Annotated in this window: 22 protein-coding genes; 15 read left to right on the plus strand and 7 right to left on the minus strand. The window is 71.7% G+C overall.

Annotated features, from left to right (window positions below):
- Positions 1 to 3 precede the first annotated feature (3 nt).
- Positions 4 to 495, plus strand: coding sequence for an NUDIX hydrolase (locus JT362_RS35750; protein WP_446014128.1), 492 nt, complete (start codon positions 4 to 6; stop codon positions 493 to 495).
- Here the strand turns inward: JT362_RS35750 and JT362_RS08645 are convergent.
- Positions 488 to 2611: an elongation factor G-like protein EF-G2 gene (locus JT362_RS08645; RefSeq protein WP_260190545.1), complete on the minus strand. Its 2124-nt coding sequence runs from the start codon at positions 2609 to 2611 to the stop codon at positions 488 to 490. The two genes, JT362_RS35750 and JT362_RS08645, sit on opposite strands and share 8 nt — an antisense overlap.
- A 209-nt stretch (positions 2612 to 2820) precedes the next feature.
- On the opposite strand from JT362_RS08645, the gene pdxS reads away from it, so the two are divergent.
- On the plus strand, positions 2821 to 3726 hold the full coding sequence (gene pdxS / locus JT362_RS08650; protein WP_260190546.1) for a pyridoxal 5'-phosphate synthase lyase subunit PdxS: 906 nt from the start codon (positions 2821 to 2823) through the stop codon (positions 3724 to 3726).
- A 2-nt stretch (positions 3727 to 3728) separates the two neighbouring features.
- Here the strand turns inward: pdxS and JT362_RS08655 are convergent, their stop codons facing one another.
- Positions 3729 to 4280 (minus strand): helix-turn-helix domain-containing protein, encoded by a 552-nt coding sequence (locus tag JT362_RS08655; RefSeq protein WP_260190547.1) that lies wholly within the window; start codon positions 4278 to 4280, stop codon positions 3729 to 3731.
- A gap of 74 nt (positions 4281 to 4354) precedes the next feature.
- Between JT362_RS08655 and JT362_RS08660 the strand changes: the two genes are divergently transcribed.
- From JT362_RS08660 to JT362_RS08695, 8 genes are all read left to right on the plus strand, one after another.
- Positions 4355 to 5044: an AzlC family ABC transporter permease gene (locus JT362_RS08660; protein ID WP_260190548.1), complete on the plus strand. Its 690-nt coding sequence runs from the start codon at positions 4355 to 4357 to the stop codon at positions 5042 to 5044.
- Complete coding sequence (locus JT362_RS08665; protein WP_260190549.1) at positions 5041 to 5415, plus strand: AzlD domain-containing protein; 375 nt, start codon at positions 5041 to 5043, stop codon at positions 5413 to 5415. The genes JT362_RS08660 and JT362_RS08665 overlap by 4 nt, the downstream gene beginning before the upstream one ends.
- A 28-nt stretch (positions 5416 to 5443) precedes the next feature.
- Positions 5444 to 6067: a pyridoxal 5'-phosphate synthase glutaminase subunit PdxT gene (pdxT, locus tag JT362_RS08670; RefSeq protein ID WP_260190550.1), complete on the plus strand. Its 624-nt coding sequence runs from the start codon at positions 5444 to 5446 to the stop codon at positions 6065 to 6067.
- The gene (locus JT362_RS08675; RefSeq protein WP_260190551.1) at positions 6068 to 6820 is read left to right on the plus strand and encodes a YebC/PmpR family DNA-binding transcriptional regulator; all 753 of its coding nucleotides are present in this window, start codon (positions 6068 to 6070) and stop codon (positions 6818 to 6820) included. It abuts the gene before it with no gap.
- A gap of 35 nt (positions 6821 to 6855) precedes the next feature.
- Entirely contained in the window at positions 6856 to 9834 is a 2979-nt protein-coding gene (locus tag JT362_RS08680) for an AfsR/SARP family transcriptional regulator (protein ID WP_260190552.1), read from the plus strand.
- 108 nt (positions 9835 to 9942) lie between these two features.
- The gene (locus JT362_RS08685) at positions 9943 to 10566 is read left to right on the plus strand and encodes a hypothetical protein (RefSeq protein ID WP_260190553.1); all 624 of its coding nucleotides are present in this window, start codon (positions 9943 to 9945) and stop codon (positions 10564 to 10566) included.
- Positions 10567 to 10677: 111 nt separating this feature from the next.
- Positions 10678 to 11202 carry a DUF4262 domain-containing protein gene (locus JT362_RS08690; protein WP_260190554.1) on the plus strand — a complete coding sequence of 175 codons (525 nt, stop codon included), beginning with the start codon at positions 10678 to 10680 and terminating at the stop codon, positions 11200 to 11202.
- Positions 11203 to 11248: 46 nt separating this feature from the next.
- The gene (locus JT362_RS08695; RefSeq protein WP_260190555.1) at positions 11249 to 12976 is read left to right on the plus strand and encodes a metallophosphoesterase; all 1728 of its coding nucleotides are present in this window, start codon (positions 11249 to 11251) and stop codon (positions 12974 to 12976) included.
- Here JT362_RS08695 and JT362_RS08700 read toward each other — a convergent pair.
- The 5 genes from JT362_RS08700 to JT362_RS08720 are packed head-to-tail and all read right to left on the minus strand — an operon-like array spanning position 12954 to position 18511.
- Positions 12954 to 14471: a glucoamylase family protein gene (locus JT362_RS08700; protein ID WP_260190556.1), complete on the minus strand. Its 1518-nt coding sequence runs from the start codon at positions 14469 to 14471 to the stop codon at positions 12954 to 12956. The genes JT362_RS08695 and JT362_RS08700 overlap by 23 nt on opposite strands.
- 11 nt (positions 14472 to 14482) lie before the next feature.
- The gene (locus JT362_RS08705; RefSeq protein WP_260190557.1) at positions 14483 to 15325 is read right to left on the minus strand and encodes a carbohydrate ABC transporter permease; all 843 of its coding nucleotides are present in this window, start codon (positions 15323 to 15325) and stop codon (positions 14483 to 14485) included.
- Positions 15315 to 16211 carry a carbohydrate ABC transporter permease gene (locus tag JT362_RS08710; protein ID WP_260190558.1) on the minus strand — a complete coding sequence of 299 codons (897 nt, stop codon included), beginning with the start codon at positions 16209 to 16211 and terminating at the stop codon, positions 15315 to 15317. The genes JT362_RS08705 and JT362_RS08710 overlap by 11 nt, the downstream gene beginning before the upstream one ends.
- A 4-nt stretch (positions 16212 to 16215) precedes the next feature.
- On the minus strand, positions 16216 to 17478 hold the full coding sequence (locus JT362_RS08715; RefSeq protein WP_260190559.1) for a sugar ABC transporter substrate-binding protein: 1263 nt from the start codon (positions 17476 to 17478) through the stop codon (positions 16216 to 16218).
- A 13-nt stretch (positions 17479 to 17491) separates the two neighbouring features.
- On the minus strand, positions 17492 to 18511 hold the full coding sequence (locus tag JT362_RS08720) for a LacI family DNA-binding transcriptional regulator (RefSeq protein ID WP_260190560.1): 1020 nt from the start codon (positions 18509 to 18511) through the stop codon (positions 17492 to 17494).
- 201 nt (positions 18512 to 18712) lie between these two features.
- Between JT362_RS08720 and ruvC the strand changes: the two genes are divergently transcribed.
- The 5 genes from ruvC to secD all read left to right on the plus strand — a co-directional run bounded on the left by ruvC (position 18713) and on the right by secD (position 23346).
- Positions 18713 to 19294, plus strand: coding sequence for a crossover junction endodeoxyribonuclease RuvC (ruvC, locus tag JT362_RS08725; RefSeq protein ID WP_260190561.1), 582 nt, complete (start codon positions 18713 to 18715; stop codon positions 19292 to 19294).
- The gene (ruvA, locus tag JT362_RS08730; RefSeq protein ID WP_260190562.1) at positions 19291 to 19878 is read left to right on the plus strand and encodes a Holliday junction branch migration protein RuvA; all 588 of its coding nucleotides are present in this window, start codon (positions 19291 to 19293) and stop codon (positions 19876 to 19878) included. The genes ruvC and ruvA overlap by 4 nt, the downstream gene beginning before the upstream one ends.
- 39 nt (positions 19879 to 19917) lie before the next feature.
- Entirely contained in the window at positions 19918 to 20979 is a 1062-nt protein-coding gene (gene ruvB / locus JT362_RS08735; RefSeq protein ID WP_260191027.1) for a Holliday junction branch migration DNA helicase RuvB, read from the plus strand.
- A gap of 29 nt (positions 20980 to 21008) precedes the next feature.
- Positions 21009 to 21422 (plus strand): preprotein translocase subunit YajC, encoded by a 414-nt coding sequence (gene yajC, locus JT362_RS08740; protein ID WP_260190563.1) that lies wholly within the window; start codon positions 21009 to 21011, stop codon positions 21420 to 21422.
- Between the two features lie 157 nt (positions 21423 to 21579).
- Positions 21580 to 23346 carry a protein translocase subunit SecD gene (gene secD, locus JT362_RS08745; RefSeq protein WP_260190564.1) on the plus strand — a complete coding sequence of 589 codons (1767 nt, stop codon included), beginning with the start codon at positions 21580 to 21582 and terminating at the stop codon, positions 23344 to 23346.
- Position 23347 lies beyond the last annotated feature (1 nt).

Below are 23347 nucleotides of genomic sequence, written 5' to 3' on the forward strand. Positions count from 1 at the left end.
CCGCTGCCCCGGCCGTCCGCGCGGGTGCTGCTGCTGGACCGGGACCGCAGGGTGCTGCTGTTCAACGGCCACGACCCGGGCCGGCCGGACACCCGCTGGTGGTTCACCGTCGGCGGCGGCGTTGAGCAGGGCGAGGACCTGCGCACGGCGGCGCTGCGCGAGCTGGCCGAGGAGACCGGGATCCGGCTCACCGAGGAGGACCTGGTCGGGCCGATGTGGCGGCGGCGCGTGGTGTTCAGCTTCGACGGCCGCACCTACGACGGCGAGGAGTGGTTCTTCCTGGCCGACCTGGGCGGGGACGGTGCCGAGGTCGAGATCCGCATCGACACCTCCGGCTTCACCGACGTGGAGAACTCCACCGTCGACGGACACCGCTGGTGGACCGAGGAGGAGCTGCGGCACACCGAGGAGACGGTGTACCCGGTGCAGCTCCCCACGCTGTTCCCGGAACTGCTCAAGTCCACCTGGGACGGCACGGTTCGCCCCGTCAGGTGACCTGGGCCGCCAGCGACTCGGGGAGCGGGTCGTAGCGGGCGAACGTGCGGGTGAACGTCGCCGAGCCGGAGGTCATCGAGCGCAGGTCGATCGCGTACCGGAGCAGCGCCGTGGCCGGCACCTCCGCCCGGACCAGGCTGTACCCCGGGGTCTCGTCCGCCTCGGTGCCGAGCACCCGCCCGCGTCGCCCGGACAGGTCGCCGAGCACCGCGCCCAGGTGGTCGTCCGGCAGCCGCACGGTGACCGTGTCGACCGGCTCCAGCAACGAGATCCGCCCGTTGGCCGCCGCGTCCTTCAGCCCGAGCGCACCGGCTGTCTGGAACGCCGCGTCGGAGGAGTCCACGCTGTGCGCCTTGCCGTCGAACAGCGTGACCCGGATGTCCACCACCGGGTAGCCGTTCGCCAGGCCCTTCTCCAGCTGCGCCCGCACGCCCTTCTCCACCGACCCGATGAACTGCGACGGCACCGCCCCGCCGACGACCTTGTCCACGAACTCGAATCCGGACCCCACCGGCAGCGGCTCCACGTCGAGGTCGCACACGGCGTACTGCCCGTGCCCACCGGACTGCTTGACGTGCCGCCCCTTCCCGCGCGCCTTCCCGGCGAACGTCTCCCGCAGCGCGACCTTCACCGGCTCGGTGTCCACGTCCGCGCCGCCCGCCCGCAGCCGGGCCAGCACCACGTCGGCGTGCGCCTCGCCCATGCACCACAGCACCAGCTGGTGGGTCTCGGCGTTGCGCTCCAGCCGCAGCGTCGGATCACCCGCCACCAGCCGGGCGAGGTTGCGGGACAGCGCGTCCTCGTCGCTGCGGGTCCTGGCCACGATGGCCACCGGCAGCAGTGGCTCCGGCATCGTCCACGGGCGCATCAACAGCGGCTTGTCCGGGCTGGACACGGTGTCGCCGGTCTCCGCGGACCCCAGCTTGGTCAACGCGCAGATGTCGCCGGCCACGCAGTGCGCCACCTCGCGCAGGTTCGACCCGAGCGGGGAGTAGATGTGCGCGACGCGCTCGTCGGCGTCGTGGTCCTCGTGGCCCCGGTCGGCCATCCCGTGCCCGGAGACGTGCACCGGCCGCTCGGGCCGCAGCGTGCCGGAGAACACCCGGATCAGCGACACCCGGCCGACGTAGGAGTCGACCGCGGTGCGGACGACCTCAGCCACCAGCGGCCCGTCCGGGTCGGCGGACAGTGACGTGGCGCCCGCGCCGTGCACGTCGGTCACGTCCGGCACCGCGTGCTCCAGCGGGGACGGGAACGCGCGGGTCAGCGCCTCCAGCAGCTCGGCCATGCCGACGCCGGTGCTGGCGCAGACCGGGATCACCGGGTGGAACGAGCCGCGCGCGACCGCGGTCTCCAGGTCGTTGATCAGGGTGGCCTGGTCGATCTCCTCGCCCTCGAGGTAGCGGTCCATGAGGGTCTCGTCCTCGCTCTCGGCGATGATCCCCTCGATCAGCTCGTTGCGTGCCTCGTCGATGACCGCGAGGTCGTCCTCGCCCGGCTCGCCCACCGCCGGCGGGTGGCCGCCGGAGTAGTCGAAGAACCGGCGGGTCAGCAGCCCCAGCAACCCGGGCTTCTCGGTCGACGGCAGGTACAGCGGCAGCACGCCCGTGCCGAACGCCTCCTGACAGGAGGCCAGCTCGGCGGGGAAGTCGGCGCGCTGGTGGTCCAGCCGCGCGATCACCACGGCCCTCGGCATGCCGACCGCGGCGCACTCGGCCCACAGCGCCGTCGTCGCCGGGTCGACGCCCTCGGCCGCGCACACCACGAACAGTGCCGCGTCCGCGGCCCGCAGCCCGGCCCGGACCTCGCCGACGAAGTCCGCGTAGCCGGGGGTGTCGATCAGGTTGATCTTGACGTCGTCGTGCACCAGCGGCGCGACCGACAGGCCGACCGACCGCTGCTGGCGCTGCGCGGCCGGATCGTGGTCGCAGACCGTGGTGCCGTCGGTGACCGTGCCGGCCCTGCTGATCACTCCGGCCGCGGCCAGCAGGCCCTCGGTGAGCGTGGTCTTCCCGGAGCCGGACGGCCCGACGAGAACGATGTTCCGCACCTTGGCCGGGTCGTTCACAGCGACCGCGGCTCCGCCGCCACCGTTGTCCACGTGCTTGCTGGCCATGCCAATCACCCTTTCGGTCCGACGTCGCTGTCTGCCCGGGCGGAAACGTGGTGGAACTCACACCCTGTCTACCAGTCCGGACCACCCACGTCGATGCGGCGGCGACCCGAAAAGTGGCCTGCCGAGATACCTCCGAATTGGCACGGGGGAGAGGGCCACGCGCTCATACACTGGCCGGCGGGGACATCCACGAGCAGAAGGGAACGACGGTGACCGACGTTTCGACCACCCAGCCGGAGACCGGCACCGCCCAGGTCAAGCGCGGCATGGCGGAGATGCTCAAGGGCGGCGTGATCATGGATGTGGTCACCGCCGAGCAGGCCAAGATCGCCGAGGACGCCGGCGCGGTCGCGGTGATGGCGCTGGAGCGCGTGCCCGCCGACATCCGCGCCCAGGGCGGCGTCGCCAGGATGAGCGACCCGGACCTCATCGACGGGATCATCGAGGCGGTGTCCATCCCGGTGATGGCCAAGGCCCGCATCGGCCACTTCGTCGAGGCCCAGGTGCTGCAGGCGCTCGGCGTGGACTACGTCGACGAGTCCGAGGTGCTCACCCCGGCCGACTACGCCAACCACATCGACAAGTGGGCGTTCACCGTGCCGTTCGTGTGCGGCGCGACGAATTTGGGCGAGGCGCTGCGCCGCATCACCGAGGGCGCGGCGATGATCCGCTCCAAGGGCGAGGCCGGCACCGGCGACGTGTCCAACGCGACCACCCACATGCGGAAGATCCGTGCCGAGATCAGGAAGCTGACCTCGCTGCCCGAGGACGAGCTGTTCGTCGCCGCCAAGGAGCTGCAGGCGCCCTACGAACTGGTCAAGGAGGTCGCCACCAGCGGCAAGCTGCCGGTGGTGCTGTTCACCGCGGGCGGCATCGCCACCCCGGCGGACGCCGCGATGATGATGCAGCTCGGCGCCGAGGGCGTGTTCGTCGGCTCCGGCATCTTCAAGTCCGGCGACCCGGCCAGGCGCGCCGACGCGATCGTCAAGGCCACCACCTTCCACGACGACCCGGACATGCTGGCGAAGGTGTCCCGGGGTCTCGGCGACGCGATGGTCGGCATCAACGTCGACGAGATCCCCGAGCCGCACCGGCTCGCGGAGCGAGGCTGGTAGGCCTAGACGTGCTCGGACAGCTGCACCGCCACGGTGCCGGGTTCGAGCGCCTCGAAGACATGGGCGACGTCGCCCGGGTAGGCGAGGTAGTCGCCCGGGCGCAGCTCGACCGGCTCGTCTGCGGGGCCGATCCGGCCCACGCCGGAGACCAGCACCACGTGCTCGACCACGCCGGGCATGTGCGGCTCGGACTCCCGGGCCGCGCCCGGCTCGGCGCTGAGCAGGTAGATGTCGCGCCGGGCGTTGGGCGGGCAGGAGGACAGCAGCGTCGCAACGTAGTTGGCGCGCTCGGAGTAGACCGCCGGGCCCTCGCCGGCCCGGATCACCCGCACCCGCGCCCGGGGCGGGTCGACCAGGCGGCTGAACGGCACGTCCAGCGCAACGCCCAGCGCCCACAGCGTCTCCACGCTCGGGTTGCCGCTCGCGGACTCGAGCTGGGACAGCGTGGACTTGGCGATGCCGGCCCGCTTGGCCACCTCGGACAACGACAGCCCGGCCCGTTCGCGCTCCCGGCGCAGTGACCGCGCGATGACCTCCAGTGGTGCCCCGCCCATGGCGCCTCCGTTCGCTCTACCGTCCATTCCGTTCGCCTTGACGAACGAACGGCCTGTGTTCATCATAGGAGACTATGCGTTCGATTTGGCGAACCCTGACTCCGGCACACCGGCGCGACGTGCTCGCGCTGGGCGGGGCGATCCTGGTGGTCGGCACGTCCTTCGGAGCGATCGCGGTGGCGGCCGGCCTCGCGTGGTGGGTGCCGACGGCGTTGTCCGTGCTGGTCTTCGCGGGCGGCTCGCAGTTCCTGGTGGTCGGCGTGCTGGCCGCGGGCGGCGGAGTGCTCGCCGCGGTGGCCGGCGCGCTGCTGCTCAACGCCCGGCACCTGCCGTTCGGCCTGGCGATCGGCCACGTCGTCGGCGGCTCCCGGTGGGCGCGCCTGCTCGGTAGCCACCTGCTGGTCGACGAGTCGGTCGCGTTCGCGCTGGCGCAGCGCGACCCCCGGCACGCCCGCGCGGTGTTCTGGGCGAGCGGCCTCACCATGTTCGTGGCCTGGAACCTCGGCACCGTGGTCGGTGTGCTGGCCGGCCAGGTGATCGGCGACCCGGACGTCCTCGGCCTGGACGCCGCCTTCCCGGCCGGCCTCCTCGCCCTCGTCCTACCGGCACTGCGCGACGCCCGAGCCCGCGGCGCCGCCCTCCTCGGCGCGGCGGTGGCCCTCGCGACCACCCCGTTCCTCCCGCCCGGCGTCCCCGTCCTCCTCGCCCTGACCGGCCTGTTGGCCCTGCTCCCCGCCCCGACCAGGAAGGAGGTCCACGCGTGAACCTCACCGCGATCCTCGTCCTCGCCGCCGGCACCTACGCCTTCCGCGCCGCGGGCCCCCTTCTCCGCGCCCGCCTCACCTCGCGAGTCCCACCTTCCCGTCGCGCGAGTCGCGAGCCCCACGCTCCGGAAACCGGGGAGGCGGCGTTGCCGCCACGGGTGTCCGAGGTGCTGTCGGTGGCGGCGACCGTGCTGCTGGTCGCGCTGGTCGCGACGAGTGCGCTGACCGACGGCGCCGCCTTCGCCGGGGTGGCGTTGCCGGCGGGGGTGCTGGCCGGTGGGCTGCTCGCGTGGCGGAAGGCGCCGTTCGTGGTGGTGGTGATCGTGGCCGCCGGGGTGGCGGCGGGCCTGCGGGCACTCGGCGTGCCGTAGGCTGAACGGAATATCAGGAGGTCAACAGGTGTCTGGCGGGGAACCGCTGATCGGAGTGCTCGCACTGCAGGGCGACGTGCGCGAGCACCTGGCCGCGTTGCGCGCGTCGGGAGCGCGGGCCGAGCCCGTCCGCCGGGAGACCGAGCTGTCCCAAGTGGACGGTCTGGTGATCCCGGGTGGCGAGTCGACCACGATCTCCCGGCTGCTGGCCACGTTCGGCCTGCTCGAGCCGCTGCGCGCGCGGATCGCCGACGGCATGCCGGCCTACGGCTCGTGCGCCGGGATGATCCTGCTGGCGTCGAAGGTGCTCGACGGCCGCGAGGACCAGCACCAGCTCGGCGGGCTCGACGTGATCGTGCGGCGCAACGCGTTCGGCCGGCAGGTCGACTCGTTCGAGGAGGATCTGGCCTTCACCGGGGTCGGATCGGTACACGCAGTGTTCATCCGTGCGCCGTGGGTGGAGTCGGCCTCGCCCGAGGTCGAGGTGCTGGCGCGGGTGAGTGACACCCCTGAGGTCCAGGGCGGCGAGGCGGCCGCCGGTAGGATCGTCGCGGTCCGGCAGGGACGCGTGCTGGCCACGGCGTTTCACCCGGAGCTGACGGGGGACACGCGCGTGCACGGAATGTTCGTGAACATGGTGACGGAGGGTTAGATGAGCGGCCACTCAAAGTGGGCCACGACCAAGCACAAGAAGGCCGCACTCGATGCCAAGCGGGGCAAACTCTTCGCCAAGCTGATCAAGAACATCGAGGTGGCCGCCCGCACCGGTGGCGGTGACCCGGAGGGCAACCCGACGCTCTTCGACGCCATCCAGAAGGCCAAGAAGAACTCCGTCCCCCAGGACAACATCGAGCGCGCCCGCAAGCGCGGCGGTGGTGAGGAGGCGGGCGGCGCCGAGTGGCAGACGATCATGTACGAGGGCTACGGCCCCAACGGCGTCGCCGTGCTGATCGAGTGCCTCACCGACAACCGCAACCGCGCCGCGAGCGAGGTCCGCACCGCGATGACCCGCAACGGCGGCAGCATGGCCGACCCGGGTTCGGTGGCGTACCTGTTCAACCGCAAGGGCGTGGTGATCCTGCCCAAGAACGGTCTGTCCGAGGACGACGTGCTGCTGGCCGTGCTCGAGGCAGGGGCCGAGGAGGTCAACGACCTCGGCGAGAGCTTCGAGGTCGTCTCCGAGGCGACCGACCTGGTGGCGGTCCGCTCGTCCCTGCAGAACGCCGGCTACGACTACGAGTCCGCCGAGGCGAGCTTCCTCCCGTCGGTGAGCGTCCCGCTCGACGCCGACGGCGCCCGCAAGGTCTTCCGCCTCATCGACGCGCTGGAGGACAGCGACGACGTGCAGAACGTCTACGCCAACTTCGACGTGACCGACGACGTCATGGCGGAAGTCGACGCGTGAACCCATGGGCAGCCGCCCTGACCTGAGGGGCGGATGTGAAGTTCGGGGTACTGGGTCCGCTGGCCGTGTGGCGAGCGGGAGCACAGCTTGAGCTGGGCACGCCGAAAGGTCGGGTGCTCCTGGCGGTACTGCTGTGCCGCCCTGGCCGCCCGGTCGCCGACGACGCGCTCGCCGACGCGCTCTGGGGCGAGGACCAGCCGAAGAGCGCGGTCAAGAACGTGCAGACCTACGTCCACCGGCTCCGGCAGATCCTCGGCGACCCGAACCGCATCACCAGAGCCGACACCGGCTACCTGGTGCGGGCCGACCGGGACGAGCTGGACGCGACGCACTTCGCGGACCTGGCGGCCGCCGCCCGTGCCGCCGGCAGTCCCGAGCACGCCCGCGACCTGTTCGACGAGGCCCTGCGGCTCTGGCGCGGGCCCGCCTTCGCCGGGATCGCCGACGTCCCCGCGGTGGCCCTGGAAGCCGCCCGGCTGGACGAACTGCGGCTCGGCGTGCTCGAGGAGCGGATCGACGTCGACCTCCGGCTCGGCCGGCACAACGAGCTGCTCGGCGAGCTGACCGCGCTCACGACCGAACACCCGTTCCGCGAGCGGATGTGGGCCCAGCTCATGCTCGCGCTGTACCACGGCGGCCGGCGCGCGGACGCGCTGCGGGCCTATCGTCAGGCCAGGGACGTCCTGGTCGAGGAAGCCGGGCTCGAACCGGGGCGGGCGCTGCGGAACCTGCACCAGACCATCCTCGGCGACGACTCGGCACTCGACCCCGGGCCCGCGACCGACGTGCCGGAGCACCGGACCGCCCCCACCGCGGGCCCCCGGATGCTGCCGCCCGCGCTCGGGGACTTCACCGGGCAGCGGGCGGATCTGGCGGCGATCGAGGCGGTGCTCGGCACGAACCGGGCAGGCGACGAGCCCGCCGCCGTGGTGACGGTCTCCGGTCCGGGCGGAACCGGGAAGACCACGCTCGCGGTGCAGGCCGCGCACCGCCTCCGGTCCGCCTACCCCGACGGGCAGCTGTTCGCGGTACTGGCCGGCACCCGCGCCCAGCCGGTCGAGCCGGCCGGCGTGCTCGGCCGCTTCCTCCGGGCGCTCGGCGTGCCGGCCACCGCGGTGCCGGACGATCCGGACGAGCGGACCGACCTCTACCGGGCCATGCTCGCCGAACGCCGGATCCTGGTGGTGCTCGACGACGCGCTCGACGAGCGGCAGCTGGCCCCGCTGATGCCGGCGAGCGGCACGTGCGGGGCGATCGTCACCGGCCGGGTGCGGCTCGGCGGTCTCGGCGGCGCGAGCCGGGTCGAGCTCGGCGAGATGTCCGAGGAAGACGGTCTTGCCCTGCTCCGCAACAGCACCGACGACCGGTTGGCCTCGGCGACCGAGGTGGAGCTGACCGACCTGGTACGGCTGTGCGCGCGGCTGCCGCTCGCCCTGCGGATCGTCGGCTCCCTCCTGATGTCGCGCCCGCACTGGCGGGTACCTGACCTCGTCTCGCGGCTGGAGGACGAACAGCACCGGCTGGACGCGCTGCGCTACCGCGACCTCGAGGTGCGGGCCAGCTTCGGGCTGAGCTACGCCGGTCTCGGGAGCGCGGCGCGACGGCTGTTCCGGCTGCTCGGGCTCCTGGAGGCACCCGACTTCCCGCTCTGGGCCGCGGCGGCCGCCCTCGACACCGAACTGCGCACGGCCCAGGACCTGCTCGACGAACTGGTCGACGTCCACCTGCTCGACGTCACCGGAACGCCGAACGGCCAGGCGCGGTACGGCTTCCACGACCTGATCCGCGCGTACGCCAGGGAGCGCGCGGAGGTGGAGGAGCCCGTGCCGGCCCGGCACGCGGCCGTCGTGCGCGTCCTCGGCGCCCTGCTCGCCTTCACCGACATCGCCGACCGCGACCACATGGGCCAGAACATGTTCCAGCGGGACGCCGCCCGGTGGCGCCCGGAGCGGGTGGAGGCGAGCCTGCCGCCCGGCATCCCGCCGATGACGTTGCTGGACCAGGAGCGGATCGCGCTGGTGGTGGGCGTGCGGCAGGCCGCGGAGCTGGGTGGGCACGAGCTCTGCTGGGAGCTGGCCGTCGGTGGGCAGGCGTTGTTCGAGACCGAGCGATACTTCGACGACTGGCAGGAGTGCTACGAGAAGGCGATGGCCATGGCCAAGGCCGCGGGGCACGTGCGTGGCCAGGCCCGGCTCCTGATCTCGATGGCCGGACTGCGCTACCTCCGGCGCCGGTACGGCCCGGCCGAGGAGGTCAACACCGAGGCCATGCGCCTGTTCGAGCGGATCGGGGACCGGCGGGGCTACCTGGAGGCGTTGAGCAACGCGCCGTTCTTCCTCGTGCCCAACGGACGGTTGACCGAGGCGATCGCGGCGGGCTTCGAGGCGTACGAACGACTCGAAGCCAGCGGACAGGCCGCGGCGGCGCTGCATGCGTACTCGCAGGTCGGCCTCGCCCACCTGCAGGCTGGTCGGCCGGCCGCCGCGGTGGAGGTCCTCACCGAGATCGTCGCCGGTGCGAGGAAACAGGGGATCCGGACCCTGATCGCGCGGGACACGTACTGGCTCGGCCACGCGCAGCTCGCGCTCGGTCAGCACGACGAGGCGGCGGAGTCGTTCGCCGAGCTGGCCGCCTGCGCCGAGGCGATCGGGACCTCCGGCATGTTCTACCTGGCGCACGCCCAGGGCTGTCTCCACCTGGCACACGGCGAGTACGCCGACGCGCGCCGGTGTCTCCTCGACGGCCTGGAGATCGCGCGGGCGCTGCACGACCCGCTGTTCGAGAGCCGAGTCCTCGTCGACCTGCTCGACGCCCGCCTGCACGACGGCGACGACCTCCGATCCGCGATCGGCCTCGGCGAACACGCGGTCGAGGTGGCCCGCGGCATCAACTACCCGTATCTGCTGGCCGGCACGCTGAACGGCCTCGCCGGTCTGTACCGGGCCGCGGGCGACGACGAGGCCGCGGCCCGGGCGGCCGTCGAAGCGGCCGCCGTCGCCGCCGAGATCCACTGAGCCGCGTATTCCCGACGTGTGCCGGTCGTATTCCGGGTGCTGTCACCCTCGGGCCTCGAACACCACAGGTAATTTAGGTGAGGGGTAGTAGTGCACAAGGGACACATCGTGTTCGCGGCCGCTCTGGCCGCCATCGGGCTCGGGCTCTCCGCCTGCGGCAGCGAGGATGGTTCGGCGACGCAGGAACCGCCCGCGTCCTCGGCTCCCGCCGAGACCGAGGAGACCACCGAGAGCACGCCCGCCGACAGCGGGGACGACGCCTCCGCTCCGGTCGACGGCGACGTCACCGCGCCGGGAACGGAACTCGCGGTCGGCGACCGGGCGGTCCTGCCGTTCGAGTACACCAGCGAGAAGTCGGGCACCATCGCCGTCACCGTCACGGCGATCGAAAAGGGCACCGAGGCGGACATGGCTCCGTTCGGAGAGAAGGCCAAGGGCATGACGCCCTACTTCATCAGGATGACGGTGGAGAACGTCAGCGGTGCCGACCTGTCGTACGCGACGCTGTCGCTCGGCGGTGTGCTGGAGGGTGGCGGCGGCACGGGCGTCGTGCTGATCGGCGGCCTCCCCGGCAAGTGCGAGAGTGAGGCCGCGCCGGCCGAGTTCGCCGCCGAGGGCGCGACGTTCGAGACCTGCTCGCTCACCGCATCGCCCTCCGCGCCGGTCACCGCGGCGGAGTTCGACGAGGGCGACGAGTACAGCGACAACCCGGTCGTCTGGGCCGCCGCCTGACGCGACGCGGCGTTCGATGGGCACCTTCGGGACATGGCCGATGTCTCAAAGGTGCCCATCACCACGTTCGACGCCCTAGCCTGCGGGGGACCCGAGCGGAGGTGTACCCCGATGTCTTCCGACGACCTGGCCGACGACCTGACCGACGAGCAGCGGGAGCTCCGCGAGTGGCTGATCGGTCAGGCCGACGAGCGGGGCAACGCGATCGTCGAGGTGGCCGCCGAGGACGGCGTCGGCCCGTTCACGTTCTCGGTCGGCGCATGGCGCCGCTTCGGCGTCCCCGAGGCGATCGTCGTCGGACTGCCGGCCGGCGCGGGCGCGCGACTGGTCGACGAGTACGTGCGCCGGGCCGCCGAGGGCAAGCGGTTCATCCCCGGCGTGCGGTACCACGATTTCCTCGAGGGCATCCCGATCACCTTCGAGCGGGTGGCCAAGGGCCACTACTTCCCGTACTTCGGCACCGCGTTCCTGGTCTACCCCGAGGGCGACTTCCCCGCGGTGCAGCTGATCGTGCCCACGCCCGAGGTCGTCTGGCCGTGGCACCCGCACGCTCCGGAGGGCTTCGCCCGCTGGCAGCCGCTCCTGACGGTCAGCGGCCGCCCGGAGAGCTGGATCCCCGGCGTCAACGGGCCATGACGACCCGTGCTCGACATGCCATCGATCATGCACAAGGGTGGACGGCATGGCGCAGCCAAGGCCCCGGCCGAGGGCGATCACCGAGGAGCAACTGGGATTCCGGCCGCGACGCGCGGTCCGCTGGCTGAACCCGGGCGTGCTGGTCGCCACCGGCACGCAGTCGGTGATGGCCAACATCTTCGGCTCCTACGCCGACAAGCGCGAGCTGCAGGGCACCCTCCCCGACACGGTCCACGAGCACCGCGCCGACGAGACCTGGCTGGACTTCGTCGCAGACCTCGGCGACGGCTTCGACGCCACGTACTCGGTGGCGTCCCTGCTCGCCGCGTCCAGTCTCGACGTCGGCGAGACCCTGCCCCGCGGCCGGCTCCTGATCATGGGCGGCGACCAGGTCTACCCGGCCGCGTCCACCGAGGCGTACGAGGACCGCAGCAAGGGCGTCTACCGCGCCGCGCTGCCCGCCGCCCCGCCCGAGGCACCCCGGTTGTTCGCGCTCCCCGGCAACCACGACTGGTACGACGGGCTCACCTCGTTCCTGCGCGTCTTCGCCCAGGGCCGCCCGTTCGGCGGCTGGGCCACCGAGCAGACCCGCAGCTACTTCGCCGTCGAGCTGCCGCAACGGTGGTGGCTCTACGCCATCGACACCCAGTTCGACGACTACGTCGACGCCCCGCAGCTCGCCTACTTCCGCGAGGCCGCCACCAGACTCGACGAGGGCGACGCTGTCATCCTGTGCACCTCCGCCCCCGAATGGGTTCCGGCCGGCTCCGGCGGCGAGCACAAGGGCTACGACACCATCGAGTTCTTCCTGCGTGAGATCGTCCGCCCCCGAGGCGCCACCGTCCCCCTGATGCTCACCGGCGACAAGCACTACTACACCCGCTACACCGAACGCGACGGCACCGCCCAACGCATCACCTGTGGCCTGGGCGGCGCGTACCTGTCCGGCACGCACAAGGCTCCCGAGGAACTGACCCTGCCGCCCACGAAGTCCCGGGTCCGCGACCCCAGCGAGCCGGTGACCTACGACCTCGCCGCCCGGTACCCGGGCCGCACCCGGTCGGAGTGGCTGGCCACCGGGATCGTCCGGCTGCCGTGGCGCAACCCCGGGTTCTGGGCACTGACCGGGGTCCTGCAGACGGCGATGACGCTGGCGGTGCTGTTCGGCCTGACCGAGTCGGACAACCCGGACCGGCAGAACGTGTTCGGCCAGGTGGCCGCCTGGACACCGGCCGCCCTGGCCGGCCTGGTCCTGGTGTTCGCCGGCATCGCGTTCGCCCGGATCGACCTGCCGAAAGCCGCCCGCACCAACGTGTTCGCCGGGATCGTGCACGCGGCCGGACACCTGGCACTGAGCACCGGCTGGGCGTTCGTGGTCCGCTGGCTGTACCAGGACGTGGTGCCCGACGGCGCCGCGGGGGAGTGGCTGCTGCTCGGCCTCCTCGCTGTGGTCACCCCCGTCCTGGTCGGCTTCCTGGACGCGCAGGTGGTGGCGCTGTACCTGCTGGTCGCCAGCCGCTTCGGCATCAACTCCAACGAGGCGTTCGCCGGTCAGGGCATCGAGGACGACAAGGGCTTCCTGCGCCTGCACATCGCCCCCGACGGCACCCTGACCGTGTACCCGATCAAGCTCACCCGCATCTGCCGCCACTGGCGCCCCAACCCCGACGGCGCCCCGACCGACCCGTGGCTGCTCCCCGAGGAGCCGCTGCGCCCCGAACTGATCGAGCCGCCGATCCGCGTCCCTCGCGTCACTGGCGGCGCGGCAGGTTGAACTCCTCCATCGCCATCACGGGCTTGAGGTGGCGTTGCGCGCCGCCGAGGACGAAGGCGTCGCGGAGGACGTCGTCGCCGAGGAGGTTGCCGAGGGCACCCATGATCATGCCCTGGTCGAGGGCCAGGTACCGCTTGGCGACCGTGCCGCTGCGCACGGCGATCGAGTCGTAGAAGCCGCCGGGGCCGTAGCTGTCGAAGTCGCGGCGCAGCTTCGCCAGTTCGACGAGTGCCGCCCTCGGCTGGTACGGCAGCGCCAGTACGACCGCGTGCGGGGTCACCACACCGTCGCCGTACGACGACGGCGGGGGCTGGGCCGCACGGCAGCCGTCGAAGCCGACGTCGACGGATGTCCGTTCCTGGTCGCTCGCGTAACCCGCCGAGTCCAGGCCCATCACGTCCACGCCGTACTCGCGGTACCCGCCCTCGGGGTTCGACGCGGGGGAGAAGCCCCAGTAGCCGTACCGCGCGTCCCGCAGGCCGTGCTCGATCTGCCCCCGCACGTACACCTCGTGCTGACGGCCCCACGAGTCCCTGCCCCAGCGCACCTCGGGCACGAACATGTCCGGCATCAGCTCCTCGAACATGTCCCCGCCCCACGTCGGCACGAACTTGAGGCCGCGGTAGGTGTAGTGGCCCTCGAACACCGGCACGCCGAGGTACTCCACGAACTCGCCGACCGGCTTCTGCTCCTGCCAGCCCCAGTCGCACGTGTCCGGGAACGTCCGCCACGGCGCGAAGTAGTGCGCGGGCGGCACCTGGCCGAGCGCGATCGCCACGTAGCTGATCATCCTGGTCTCGCTCGCGAACGAGCCGTACGTGTGACACGTGTACCAGACGTCAGCGCCGATCCCCGGATGGTTGCCCGGCGTCGAACAGCCCGGCGGCTCCTCGTCCCAGAAGCCACCCCGCATCAACCCGACCGGCACGTCCTGGCCGCGTGCCCCCGGGTCGTAGTAGAACGCGAAGTTCATCGGCTCCAACAGCTCCTGAGCCCGCTGTCGCACCTCGGGCACGGCGTTGCGCACCACCATCAGCGCCGCCGCCAGCCACGCGTTGTCCACACTGGACAGGAACGGGTACACCGCCGCCCCGTCCTCCGGCCACACCCGCAGCTTCACCAGCGTCGCCGGGTCGTACCAGTTGTAGAACTGGCCGGAGTCGGCGTGCCGTTCCAGCTTCGCCACCGAGTCCAGGGTCCGCCGGGTACGGCTGACCAGCTCGCGCCGGTCGATGACGCCCAGCTCCTCGGCCACCACCGCCGACCACAGGTACGAGCCGATGTTCGTCGGCGACGTGTACCCCGACCGCGTCGCCGGGTCCAGGTCACCGCCGATGTTGTCGGCCGGCAGCCCGGTCTCGGCCACCGTCATCGCGACGAACGAGCGCCAGGTGTCCGTCACCAGGGAGAACCGCTTGGGCGCCGCCGAGGCCGGCGCGGCCGTCGCCAGCACCAGCACGACCGCGACGGCCAGCCTGGGTAGTGATCGACCCATCGGGGAACCTCCTACTTGAGTCCGGTGGTCGCGATACCGCGCACGAAATGGCGCTGCAACAGCACGAACACGACGAGCACGGGCAACACCACCACGACCGAGCCGGCGAGCAGCAGATCGTAGTCGGTCCGGTTCTGCCCGATGGCGTACAGCGCGAGCGCGACCGGCAGGGTGTACTTGTCCTCCGTGGACGCCGCGACCAGCGGCCACAGGAAGTTGTTCCAGGACGCCAGGAACGTCAGGATCCCGAGCGTCGCCAGCGCCGGTTTGCACAGCGGGAGCACGACCTGCCAGTAGATCCGCAGCTCGCTCGCCCCGTCGATCCGCGCCGCCTCCAACAGGTCGTTCGGGATCGAGAAGATGAACTGGCGCATCAGGAACACCCCGAACGCCTGCGCCAGGAACGGCAGGATCAGCCCGGCCAGCGTGTTCACCAGCCCGAGATTGCTGGACAGCACGAACAGCGGCACGATCGTCACGATGCTCGGCACCATGATCGTGCCGAGCACCATGCCGAACAGCACCCGCTTGCCGGGGAACGGCAGCTTCGCCAGCGCGTAGCCGGCCGCCGAGCAGAACAGCAGGTTGCCGACCGTCGTCACCACCGCGACCACCGCCGAGTTGGTGAAGTAGGTCGGGAAGTCCAGCCGCTCGAACAGGTCGCCGTAGTTGGCGAACGTGACGTCCTCGGGCAGCCAGGTCATCGGGACCCGCCGGATCTCGCCCTCGCCCTTGAACGACGACAGCAGCATCCACACGAACGGCCCGACCATCGCCACCAGCCCGAGGCCCAGCAGCACGTGCAGCACCACCCGGGCGACCACGTCCCTGGAGCGGATCCGGTCACTGCTCATGGGTGTTCCTCAGCAGCCGGAACCAGGCGATCGACAGCAGCACCACCACGACGAACAGCACGTAGCCCATCGCCGACGCGTAGCCGTAGTTGCCGAAGCCGAACTGGTTGTAGGTGTGGTAGGCCAGCGACAGCGTCGAGTCCAGCGGCCCGCCCTGGGTCATCACGAACGGCTCCTCGAAGAACTGCACGTACCCGATCGTGGTGATCACCGCGACGAACAGCATCGTCGGCCGCAGCATCGGCACCGTCAGGTAACGCAGCCGCGCCAACGTCCGCGCGCCGTCGATCGTCGCCGCCTCGTACAGGTCCTTCGGGATCGCCTGCAGGCCGGCCAGGAAGATGACCATGGCGAACCCGAGGTTGCGCCACGCGGCCATCACGATCAGCGTCGGCAGCGCGAACGGCCGGTCGTCCAGCCAGCTCGGGCCGTCGATCCCGACCAGGCCGAGCAGCTCGTTGAACAGCCCGGAGTCCGGCTGCAGCAGGAACCGCCACACCACCGAGATGGCCACGATGCTGGTCACCACCGGCAGGTAGTAACCGACCCGGAACAGCGTGCGGAACCGGACCAGCCCCGAGTTCAGCCCGAGCGCGACCAGCAGCGCCAGCGCCATCGTCAGCGGGACCCCGACCACCACGAAGACCGCCGTGTTCACCGCCGCCTGCACGAACTTGGGGTCGGCGAACAGCCGCGCGTAGTTGTCGAACGCCACCACGTTCACGCCGAGCGGGTCCAGCAGGTCCGCGCTGCGGATGTCGGTGACGCTCATCGCCAGCGACGCCACCACCGGCCCGGCGGTGAACACCAGGAACAGCGCGGCGAACGGCAGCGCGAACGCCCACCCGGTCACCGCCCGGGCGAGGGTTCCCGACCGTGCCGGCACTGGCTCAGCCGCCCGTGCCGATCGAGGTGGCGTGTGCCTGCATCGCCTTCGCCGCGTCCTCGGGGGACGTGGTGCCCTTGGCGACCTTCTCCAGTTCGGTGTCCACCCCGGCCGCGATCTGCTCCCAGGTCGGGATCGGCGGTGGCGCCTTGGCCACGCCCAGCTGGTCGCCGAACGTCGCCAGCAGCGGGTCGCCGGCCAGCACCGGATCGTCCCACGCGGCCGCCACCGACGGCAGGTCGTTCACCGTCTGGTACCACTTCACCTGCACCTCGGGCCGGGTCAGGTACGACACGAACTTCCAGGCACCGTCCCGGTTCTTCGCGTTCTCGAACACCGACAGGTTCGAGCCGCCGATGAACGAGGTGTACTCGCCCGAACCCGATGGCATCGGCCACACCTCGTACTCGCCCTTCCCGCCCAGCTCGTCGAGCAGCCCGATGTGCCACGGGCCGGACACGAACGACGCGATCTCACCGGAGATGAACTTCGGCTCGGCCTCGCCCTCGCGCAGCCTGTTCCGTGTGGACAGTCCCTCGTCGTAGAAGGACTGGTAGTACGCCACCGCCTCGGCGACCTCCGGCGAGTCGAGCCGGAACCGCTCGCCGTCGTGGATCTCGCCGCCGTTCTGCCACACGAACGGCATGAACGTCTGCCACGCGCCCATCTGGCCCGGCTGCAGGTAGGTACCCCAGCGCGCGCCGCCCCGCTCCCGCAGGTCCCGCACGGCCTGCTTGAGCCCGTCCCAGGTCGTCGGCGGCTCGGTGACGCCCGCCTTCTCCGCCACGGCCTTGTTCACGAACAGCAGCCGGGTCTCCACGTACCACGGCACGCTGTAGGAGGTGCCGTCCACGACCCCGGTCTCCCAGGCGCCGGGGAAGAAGTCATCCTCGGCCACCAGGTCGGGCGGGACCACGTCGAGCGCACCGGTCTTGGCGAACTCGCCCACCCAGGTGGTGCCGAGCATGGTCACGTCCGGCGTCTGCCGGCCGGCGATCGCGGTAGCGAGCTTGCTGTGCGCGCCGTCCCACGGCACCGGCGTCACGGTGACCGTGGCATCCGGGTTCTCCTCCATGAAGTCCTCGGCCAGCACCGACAGCTTCTCGCCCTCGGTGCCCATGGCCCACACGGTGATCTCGCCGGACGCCTTGCCCGACTCGACCTCGGTGCCCTCCCGCGCGCCGCCGCCGGTCTCGTCGCCGCGCCCGCAGGCCGACGCGACCAGCGTCACCACCGTGAGGGCGACCAGTAAGACGGTCCGTTTCATGCCTACCTCCGGGTCACTCGTCTGGTCGGTCGTGATGGGAACCGCAGCTGGCACGGATCACCAGCCGGGTGGGCAGGACCTCGTGGCGCGCTCCCGCCGCGACGCCGGAGATGCGTTCGTCGAGCCAGCGCGCCGCGGTCGCGCCCAGCTCCCGCATCGCCTGGTGCACCGTGGTCAGCCGGGCGTAGTGGGACGCCATGATGTCGTCCCAGCCGGTCAGCGCCAGGTCCCCGGGAACGGACAGGCCGAGGTCCTCGGCCGCGCGCAGGGCGCCGAGCGCGACCTCGTCGTTGGCGCAGACCACCGCCTCCGGGCGGGTGCGCCCTCGGGAGAGCAGCTCGCGCGCGGCCGTGTAACCGGACCGCACGTCGAACTCGGAGCGCACCGGTTCGACCGGGTCCAGACCGGCGTCGGCGAGCGCGGCCGAGAAGCCGGCGAACCGCCCGGCGACGTCCGGCGACCGGGCGGGATCGCCGAGGAACGCCAGCTCGCGGTGTCCGTGGCCGAGCAGGTGGCCGGTGAGCGCGCGGGCGCTGTCGGTGTTGTCGGCGGTGACGGTGTCGACCAGCCCGACCCGAGGACGGGCGAGCAGCACCAGCGGCAGCCCGGTGTCGGCGATCCGCGCGACGGTGGCGTCGTCGACCGTGCGCCCCATGATCACCATGCCGTCGACCCGGCCGGCCAGCTCCGCGACCAGCTCGGCCGCGTTGTCCCGACCCTGGGTGGCCAGGATCAGCACACTGCGGCCCAGCTCGGCGACGACCTCCTCGTACCCCAGGACGACCTCGGCGTAGTACGGGCCGGACAGGTCCGGGAAGACGATCCCGTTGGCCGCGTGCTGGCCCTCGGCCAGCGCCCGCCCGGCCCGGCTCGGCCGGAACCGCAGCTCCTCGGCGACCCGCTGCACCCGCCGCCGGGTGGGCGGCGCGACCAGCTCGGAGTCCCGCAACGCCCGCGACACGGTCGCGATCGACACGCCAGCCCGGTCGGCCACCTCGTAGATGGTCACCGGCCGCCGCTCACGACCCGCCATGCCTGCCTCCGTCATTGGAAGCGCTTACATTCGCCGTCACCTGAAGTTCTAGCACCCCTGTCAACCGCCCCACCCCGCGAGTCGTACGTTCCCGTCGCGCGAGTCGTACGTTCCCGTCGCGTGCGGGCCCGTGTCGGTGCGGTGGAGCGGGCGGCGTAGGCCCTAAGGTTCGAACTGATGTTCTCGGACCGAGGTGGCGGCATGCGCGTGTTGGGGGTCGACCCCGGGCTGACCAGGTGCGGCATCGCCGTGGTCGACGGGGGGACCGGGCGGTCGGTGCGCTGCGTCGCGGTCGACGTCGTCCGCACGCCCGCCGACGCCGAGCTCGCCAACCGCCTGCTCGCGGTCGCCGACGCGCTCGAGGACTGGCTCGACCGCCACCGCCCCGACGTCGTCGCCATCGAGCGGGTGTTCAGCCAGCACAACGTCCGCACAGCGATGGGCACCGCGCAGGCGGCCGGGGTGGTCGCCCTCGCCGCCGCCCGCCGGGGCCTGACCGTCGCGTTCCACACCCCGAGCGAGGTCAAGGCCGCCGTCACCGGTTCCGGCCGGGCGGACAAGGCGCAGGTCACCGCCATGGTCACCCGGCTGCTCGGGCTCACCGAGGCGCCAAGGCCGGCCGACGCGGCCGACGCGCTCGCCCTGGGCATCTGCCACATCTGGCGCGCTCCCATGCGCGCCCGCCTCGCCGAGGCCGAGGCGAAGGCCACCGAACTGGCCCGCCGGCACAAGGCCCGCCTGGCGCAGGCGACGAGCAACTCCCCGAAGGGAACGAAGCAATGATCTCCTCCGTTCGCGGGCGGGTGCTCTCGATCGGCTTGGACCACGCCGTGGTCGAGGTCGGCGGCGTCGGGCTCGCCGTCCAGGCCGTGCCCGCCACGCTCGCCACCATGCGCACCGGCGAGGAGGCCGCGCTCGCCACCGCGCTCGTGGTGCGGGAGGACTCGCTGACCCTGTTCGGGTTCGCCGACGCGGCCGCCCGCGACCTGTTCGGCCTGCTGCAGACCGTCTCCGGTATCGGCCCGAGGATCGCGCTCGCCACCCTCGCCGTGCTCGATCCCGACCAGCTGCGCGCCGCCCTCGCCGACGGCAACGTCAGCGTGCTCACCCAGGTCCCCGGCATCGGCCGCAAGGGCGCCGAGCGGATGGTGATCGAGCTGCGTGACAAGGTCGGCGCGCTGCCGGCCGTCGCGCCCGCCCCGAACGGCGCGGGGGTGCGCGGCTCGGTCGTCGAGGCCCTGGTCGGCCTCGGCTTCCCGGTCAAGCAGGCCGAACAGGCGGTCGACGGCGTTCTGAACGGAAACGGAACCGGCGACCAGTCCACGGTGCTGCGCAAGGCACTCGCCACCCTCGGCCGCAAGCGGTAGCGGGTCGTGCACGATGGCCCGGTGACCGAGGAGGAGGGCATGGCCGACGGCGCCGAGCTGTCGCCGTACGCGGTACCCGGCGAGCGGGACGACGAGTCGTCACTGCGCCCACGCCGGCTGGCCGAGTTCGTCGGCCAGCCGAGGGTGCGCGAGCAGCTGGAGCTGGTGCTGCAGGGCGCGAGCCTGCGCGGAGCGCCGCCCGACCACGTGCTGCTGTCCGGTCCGCCCGGCCTCGGCAAGACCAGCCTCGCCATGATCATCGCCGTCGAGCTGGGCAGCGCGCTGCGCATCACCTCCGGCCCCGCGCTCGAACGTGCGGGCGACCTCGCCGCGATGCTGTCCAACCTGGTCGAGGGCGACGTGCTGTTCATCGACGAGATCCACCGGATCGCCCGCCCCGCCGAGGAGATGCTCTACCTCGCGATGGAGGACTTCCGGGTCGACGTCGTCGTCGGCAAGGGCCCCGGGGCCACCAGCATCCCGCTGGAGATCGCGCCGTTCACCCTGGTCGGCGCCACTACCCGGTCCGGCGCGCTGACCGGCCCGCTGCGCGACCGCTTCGGCTTCACCGCGCACATGGAGTTCTACGCCGCCGAGGAGCTCGAGCAGGTGCTCCGCCGTTCGGCGTCGATCCTCGGCGTCGACCTGCGGCCGGACGGCGCCGAGGAGATCGCTGGTCGCTCCCGCGGCACCCCGCGGATCGCGAACCGCCTGCTCAGACGCGTACGCGACTTCGCGGAGGTCCGCGCGGACGGCTCGATCACCCGCGCCATCGCGATGTCCGCGCTCGAGGTCTACGACGTCGACGCGCTCGGCCTGGACCGCCTCGACCGCGCCGTGCTCGGCGCTCTGGTGCGCTCGTTCGGCGGCGGCCCGGTCGGCGTGTCGACGCTGGCTGTCGCTGTGGGCGAGGAGCCAAGTACGGTGGAGGAGGTGTGCGAGCCGTATCTGGTTCGCGCGGGAATGCTGGCGAGGACGCCTCGGGGCCGGGTAGCGACCGCGTCGGCATGGGCACATCTCGGGCTGTCGGCCCCGGCTGACGCTCCAGGTCCGATTCCGCCTACCCTGTTCGACAGTGACCCTGCGCACACCGCAGAGTGAATACTTGAGCTTTCCACGGATGGAGAACAATGGAACTGCTTCCCATGCTTCTGCTGTTCGGGCTGCTCGGCGTCATGATGTACTTCATGAGCCGGCGCCAGCGCAGGGCGCAGGAGCAGCAAATGCAGCTGCAGAACTCGCTGGCTGTCGGTGATCGGGTGATGACCACGTCCGGCCTCTACGGCACCGTCGTCGACGTCTCCGACGACTCCAAGATCGGCATCGAGATCGCGCCCGGCTTCGAGACCGAGTGGCTGCGTGCGGCGGTGCGCGAGAAGGTCGGCCCCGAGGTCGAGGACGACGAGGACGTCGTCGAGGACGACGACGAGACCGTCGACGACGAGCTCGACACGGTCGAGGACCGGGACGAGGTCGTGGACACCGACGACGACGTCACCGCGGACACCCGGGACGAGTCGAAGAAGGCCGACACCAAGAAGTAGCCGGACCCGTGCTCGTGACGTGACCGTGTGACACCGGCCTCACGTCACGGGGGGTACGCTGCGCCCTCACCCACACGTGTAACGGGTGCGGGCGCAGACGTGTGACCAGACGCGTCCGGGCGACACCCGAACGCCAGTCCGAGGAGACCGACCGACCGTGGCACCACCCTCCGGGCAGATTCGCCCAGGGCGCTATCTCGCGTTCTTCGTGTTCATCGTGGTCCTGCTCTACACCCTGGTGTTCGCCACCGGCGACCATCAGGCCAAACCCAAACTCGGCATCGACCTCCAGGGCGGTACGCGGGTCACGCTGAGTGCGCGCACCCTGGACGGCGGCACGCCGGAACGGGAGTCGCTCCAGCAGGCCAGGCAGATCATCGAGAACCGGGTCAACGGCATCGGCGTCTCGGGCACCGAGGTCGTTCTGGACGGTAGCAACATCGTCATCACCGTGCCGGGTGACCAGGGCGAGCAGGCGAAGGAGCTGGGCCAGACCGCCCAGCTCCGGTTCCGCGAGGTGGTCCAGGTCGTCCCGGCCGAGACCCCGCCCGCGCAGCAGCCGCCCGCGTCCGAGGACCCGGGCGCCACGCCACCGCCGTCCACCGGCGCCTCCACGCCGCCGACGGGTGCCTCGACCCCGCCGACCGGCACCTCCAACGCGCCCCAGGGCCGCCCCGCGCCGGCCGTCGCGGCCCAGCCGGAGGAGGAGCCCTCCCAGCCACCGACCTCGGACCCGCCCGCTGACGATACGGCCGACGACGAGTCGGAGACCGCGAAGCAGATCCAGGAGGCCAAGGCCGTTCGGCAGGCCGCGACCCTGGTGCCGAGCGAGGACGGCACCGTGCAGGCCGACCCGGCCGCCCAGCAGGCCGCGTTGGCCGCGCTCGACTGCTCCAAGCCGGACCCGCTGGTCGGCAACGACGACCCGGACCTGCCGCTGGTGGCCTGCGACCAGGAGGGCACGGCGAAGTACATCCTCACGCCCTCGTTCCTGCAGGGCACCCAGATCTCCGACGCCAACTCCTCGGTCAACCCCGAGGGCGTCGGCTACGTGGTGACGCTCGACTTCAAGAGCGAGGGCACCCGGATCTGGGCCGACTACACCACCGCCAACGTCGGCAAGCAGGCCGCGTTCGTGCTCGACACGCAGGTGGTGTCCGCCCCCGAGATCCGCGAGCCGATCTCCGGTGGCCAGACGCAGATCAGCGGCGGCGCGGGCGGCGGGTTCAGCGCCGACGAGGCCCAGAGCCTCGCCGACATCCTCAAGTACGGCTCGCTGCCGCTGTCGTTCGACAACTCCGAGGCCGAGACCGTCTCGGCGACGCTCGGGCTCGCCTCGCTGGAGGCCGGGCTGATCGCCGGCGCCGTCGGCCTGGTGCTGGTGTTCCTCTACAGCATCTTCTACTACCGCATGCTCGGTGTGCTGACCGGTTTGTCGATCGTGCTGTCCGGTGTGATCGTGTACGCGGTCCTGGTGCTGCTCGGACGCTGGATCGGGTTCACGTTGGACCTCGCCGGCGTGGCCGGGTTCATCGTCGCGATCGGCATCACCGCCGACTCGTTCGTCGTGTACTTCGAACGGTTGAAGGACGAGATGCGCGAGGGCCGGACCTTCCGCTCGGCGGTGCCGAGGGCGTGGGTGCGGGCCAGGCGCACGATCCTGTCCGCGGACGCGGTCATGTTCCTCGCCGCCGCCGTGCTCTACGTGCTCGCGGTCGGCCAGGTCAAGGGCTTCGCGTTCACCCTGGGCATGTCGACCGTGCTCGACCTGATCGTGGTGTTCTTCGTGACCCACCCGCTGGTGGCGCTGGCCGCCAAGTCGAAGTTCCTGTCCAGCCCGAAGATGTCCGGGCTCGGCAAGGTGCGGCGCACGGGTGGTTCGCGGGCCGAGACGCGCGGCCGGGCCGCGACGAAGGAGGCGTGAC

This window comes from Actinophytocola gossypii, assembly GCF_025165815.1.
Taxonomy (GTDB): domain Bacteria; phylum Actinomycetota; class Actinomycetes; order Mycobacteriales; family Pseudonocardiaceae; genus Actinophytocola; species Actinophytocola gossypii.

Excerpts from the sequence above, each read along its gene's own strand:
- ruvA (WP_260190562.1), top strand. The coding sequence starts at position 19,291 with ATGATCTCCTCCGTTCGCGGGCGGGTGCTCTCGATCGGCTTGGACCAC.
- JT362_RS08655 (WP_260190547.1), bottom strand. The coding sequence starts at position 4,280 with ATGGGCGGGGCACCACTGGAGGTCATCGCGCGGTCACTGCGCCGGGAG.
- JT362_RS08675 (WP_260190551.1), top strand. The coding sequence starts at position 6,068 with ATGAGCGGCCACTCAAAGTGGGCCACGACCAAGCACAAGAAGGCCGCA.
- JT362_RS08700 (WP_260190556.1), bottom strand. The coding sequence starts at position 14,471 with ATGGGTCGATCACTACCCAGGCTGGCCGTCGCGGTCGTGCTGGTGCTG.
- ruvC (WP_260190561.1), top strand. The coding sequence starts at position 18,713 with ATGCGCGTGTTGGGGGTCGACCCCGGGCTGACCAGGTGCGGCATCGCC.
- JT362_RS08720 (WP_260190560.1), bottom strand. The coding sequence starts at position 18,511 with ATGGCGGGTCGTGAGCGGCGGCCGGTGACCATCTACGAGGTGGCCGAC.
- yajC (WP_260190563.1), top strand. The coding sequence starts at position 21,009 with ATGGAACTGCTTCCCATGCTTCTGCTGTTCGGGCTGCTCGGCGTCATG.
- JT362_RS08645 (WP_260190545.1), bottom strand. The coding sequence starts at position 2,611 with ATGGCCAGCAAGCACGTGGACAACGGTGGCGGCGGAGCCGCGGTCGCT.
- JT362_RS08715 (WP_260190559.1), bottom strand. The coding sequence starts at position 17,478 with ATGAAACGGACCGTCTTACTGGTCGCCCTCACGGTGGTGACGCTGGTC.
- JT362_RS08660 (WP_260190548.1), top strand. The coding sequence starts at position 4,355 with ATGCGTTCGATTTGGCGAACCCTGACTCCGGCACACCGGCGCGACGTG.
- JT362_RS08705 (WP_260190557.1), bottom strand. The coding sequence starts at position 15,325 with ATGAGCAGTGACCGGATCCGCTCCAGGGACGTGGTCGCCCGGGTGGTG.
- JT362_RS08695 (WP_260190555.1), top strand. The coding sequence starts at position 11,249 with ATGGCGCAGCCAAGGCCCCGGCCGAGGGCGATCACCGAGGAGCAACTG.
- ruvB (WP_260191027.1), top strand. The coding sequence starts at position 19,918 with ATGGCCGACGGCGCCGAGCTGTCGCCGTACGCGGTACCCGGCGAGCGG.
- JT362_RS08690 (WP_260190554.1), top strand. The coding sequence starts at position 10,678 with ATGTCTTCCGACGACCTGGCCGACGACCTGACCGACGAGCAGCGGGAG.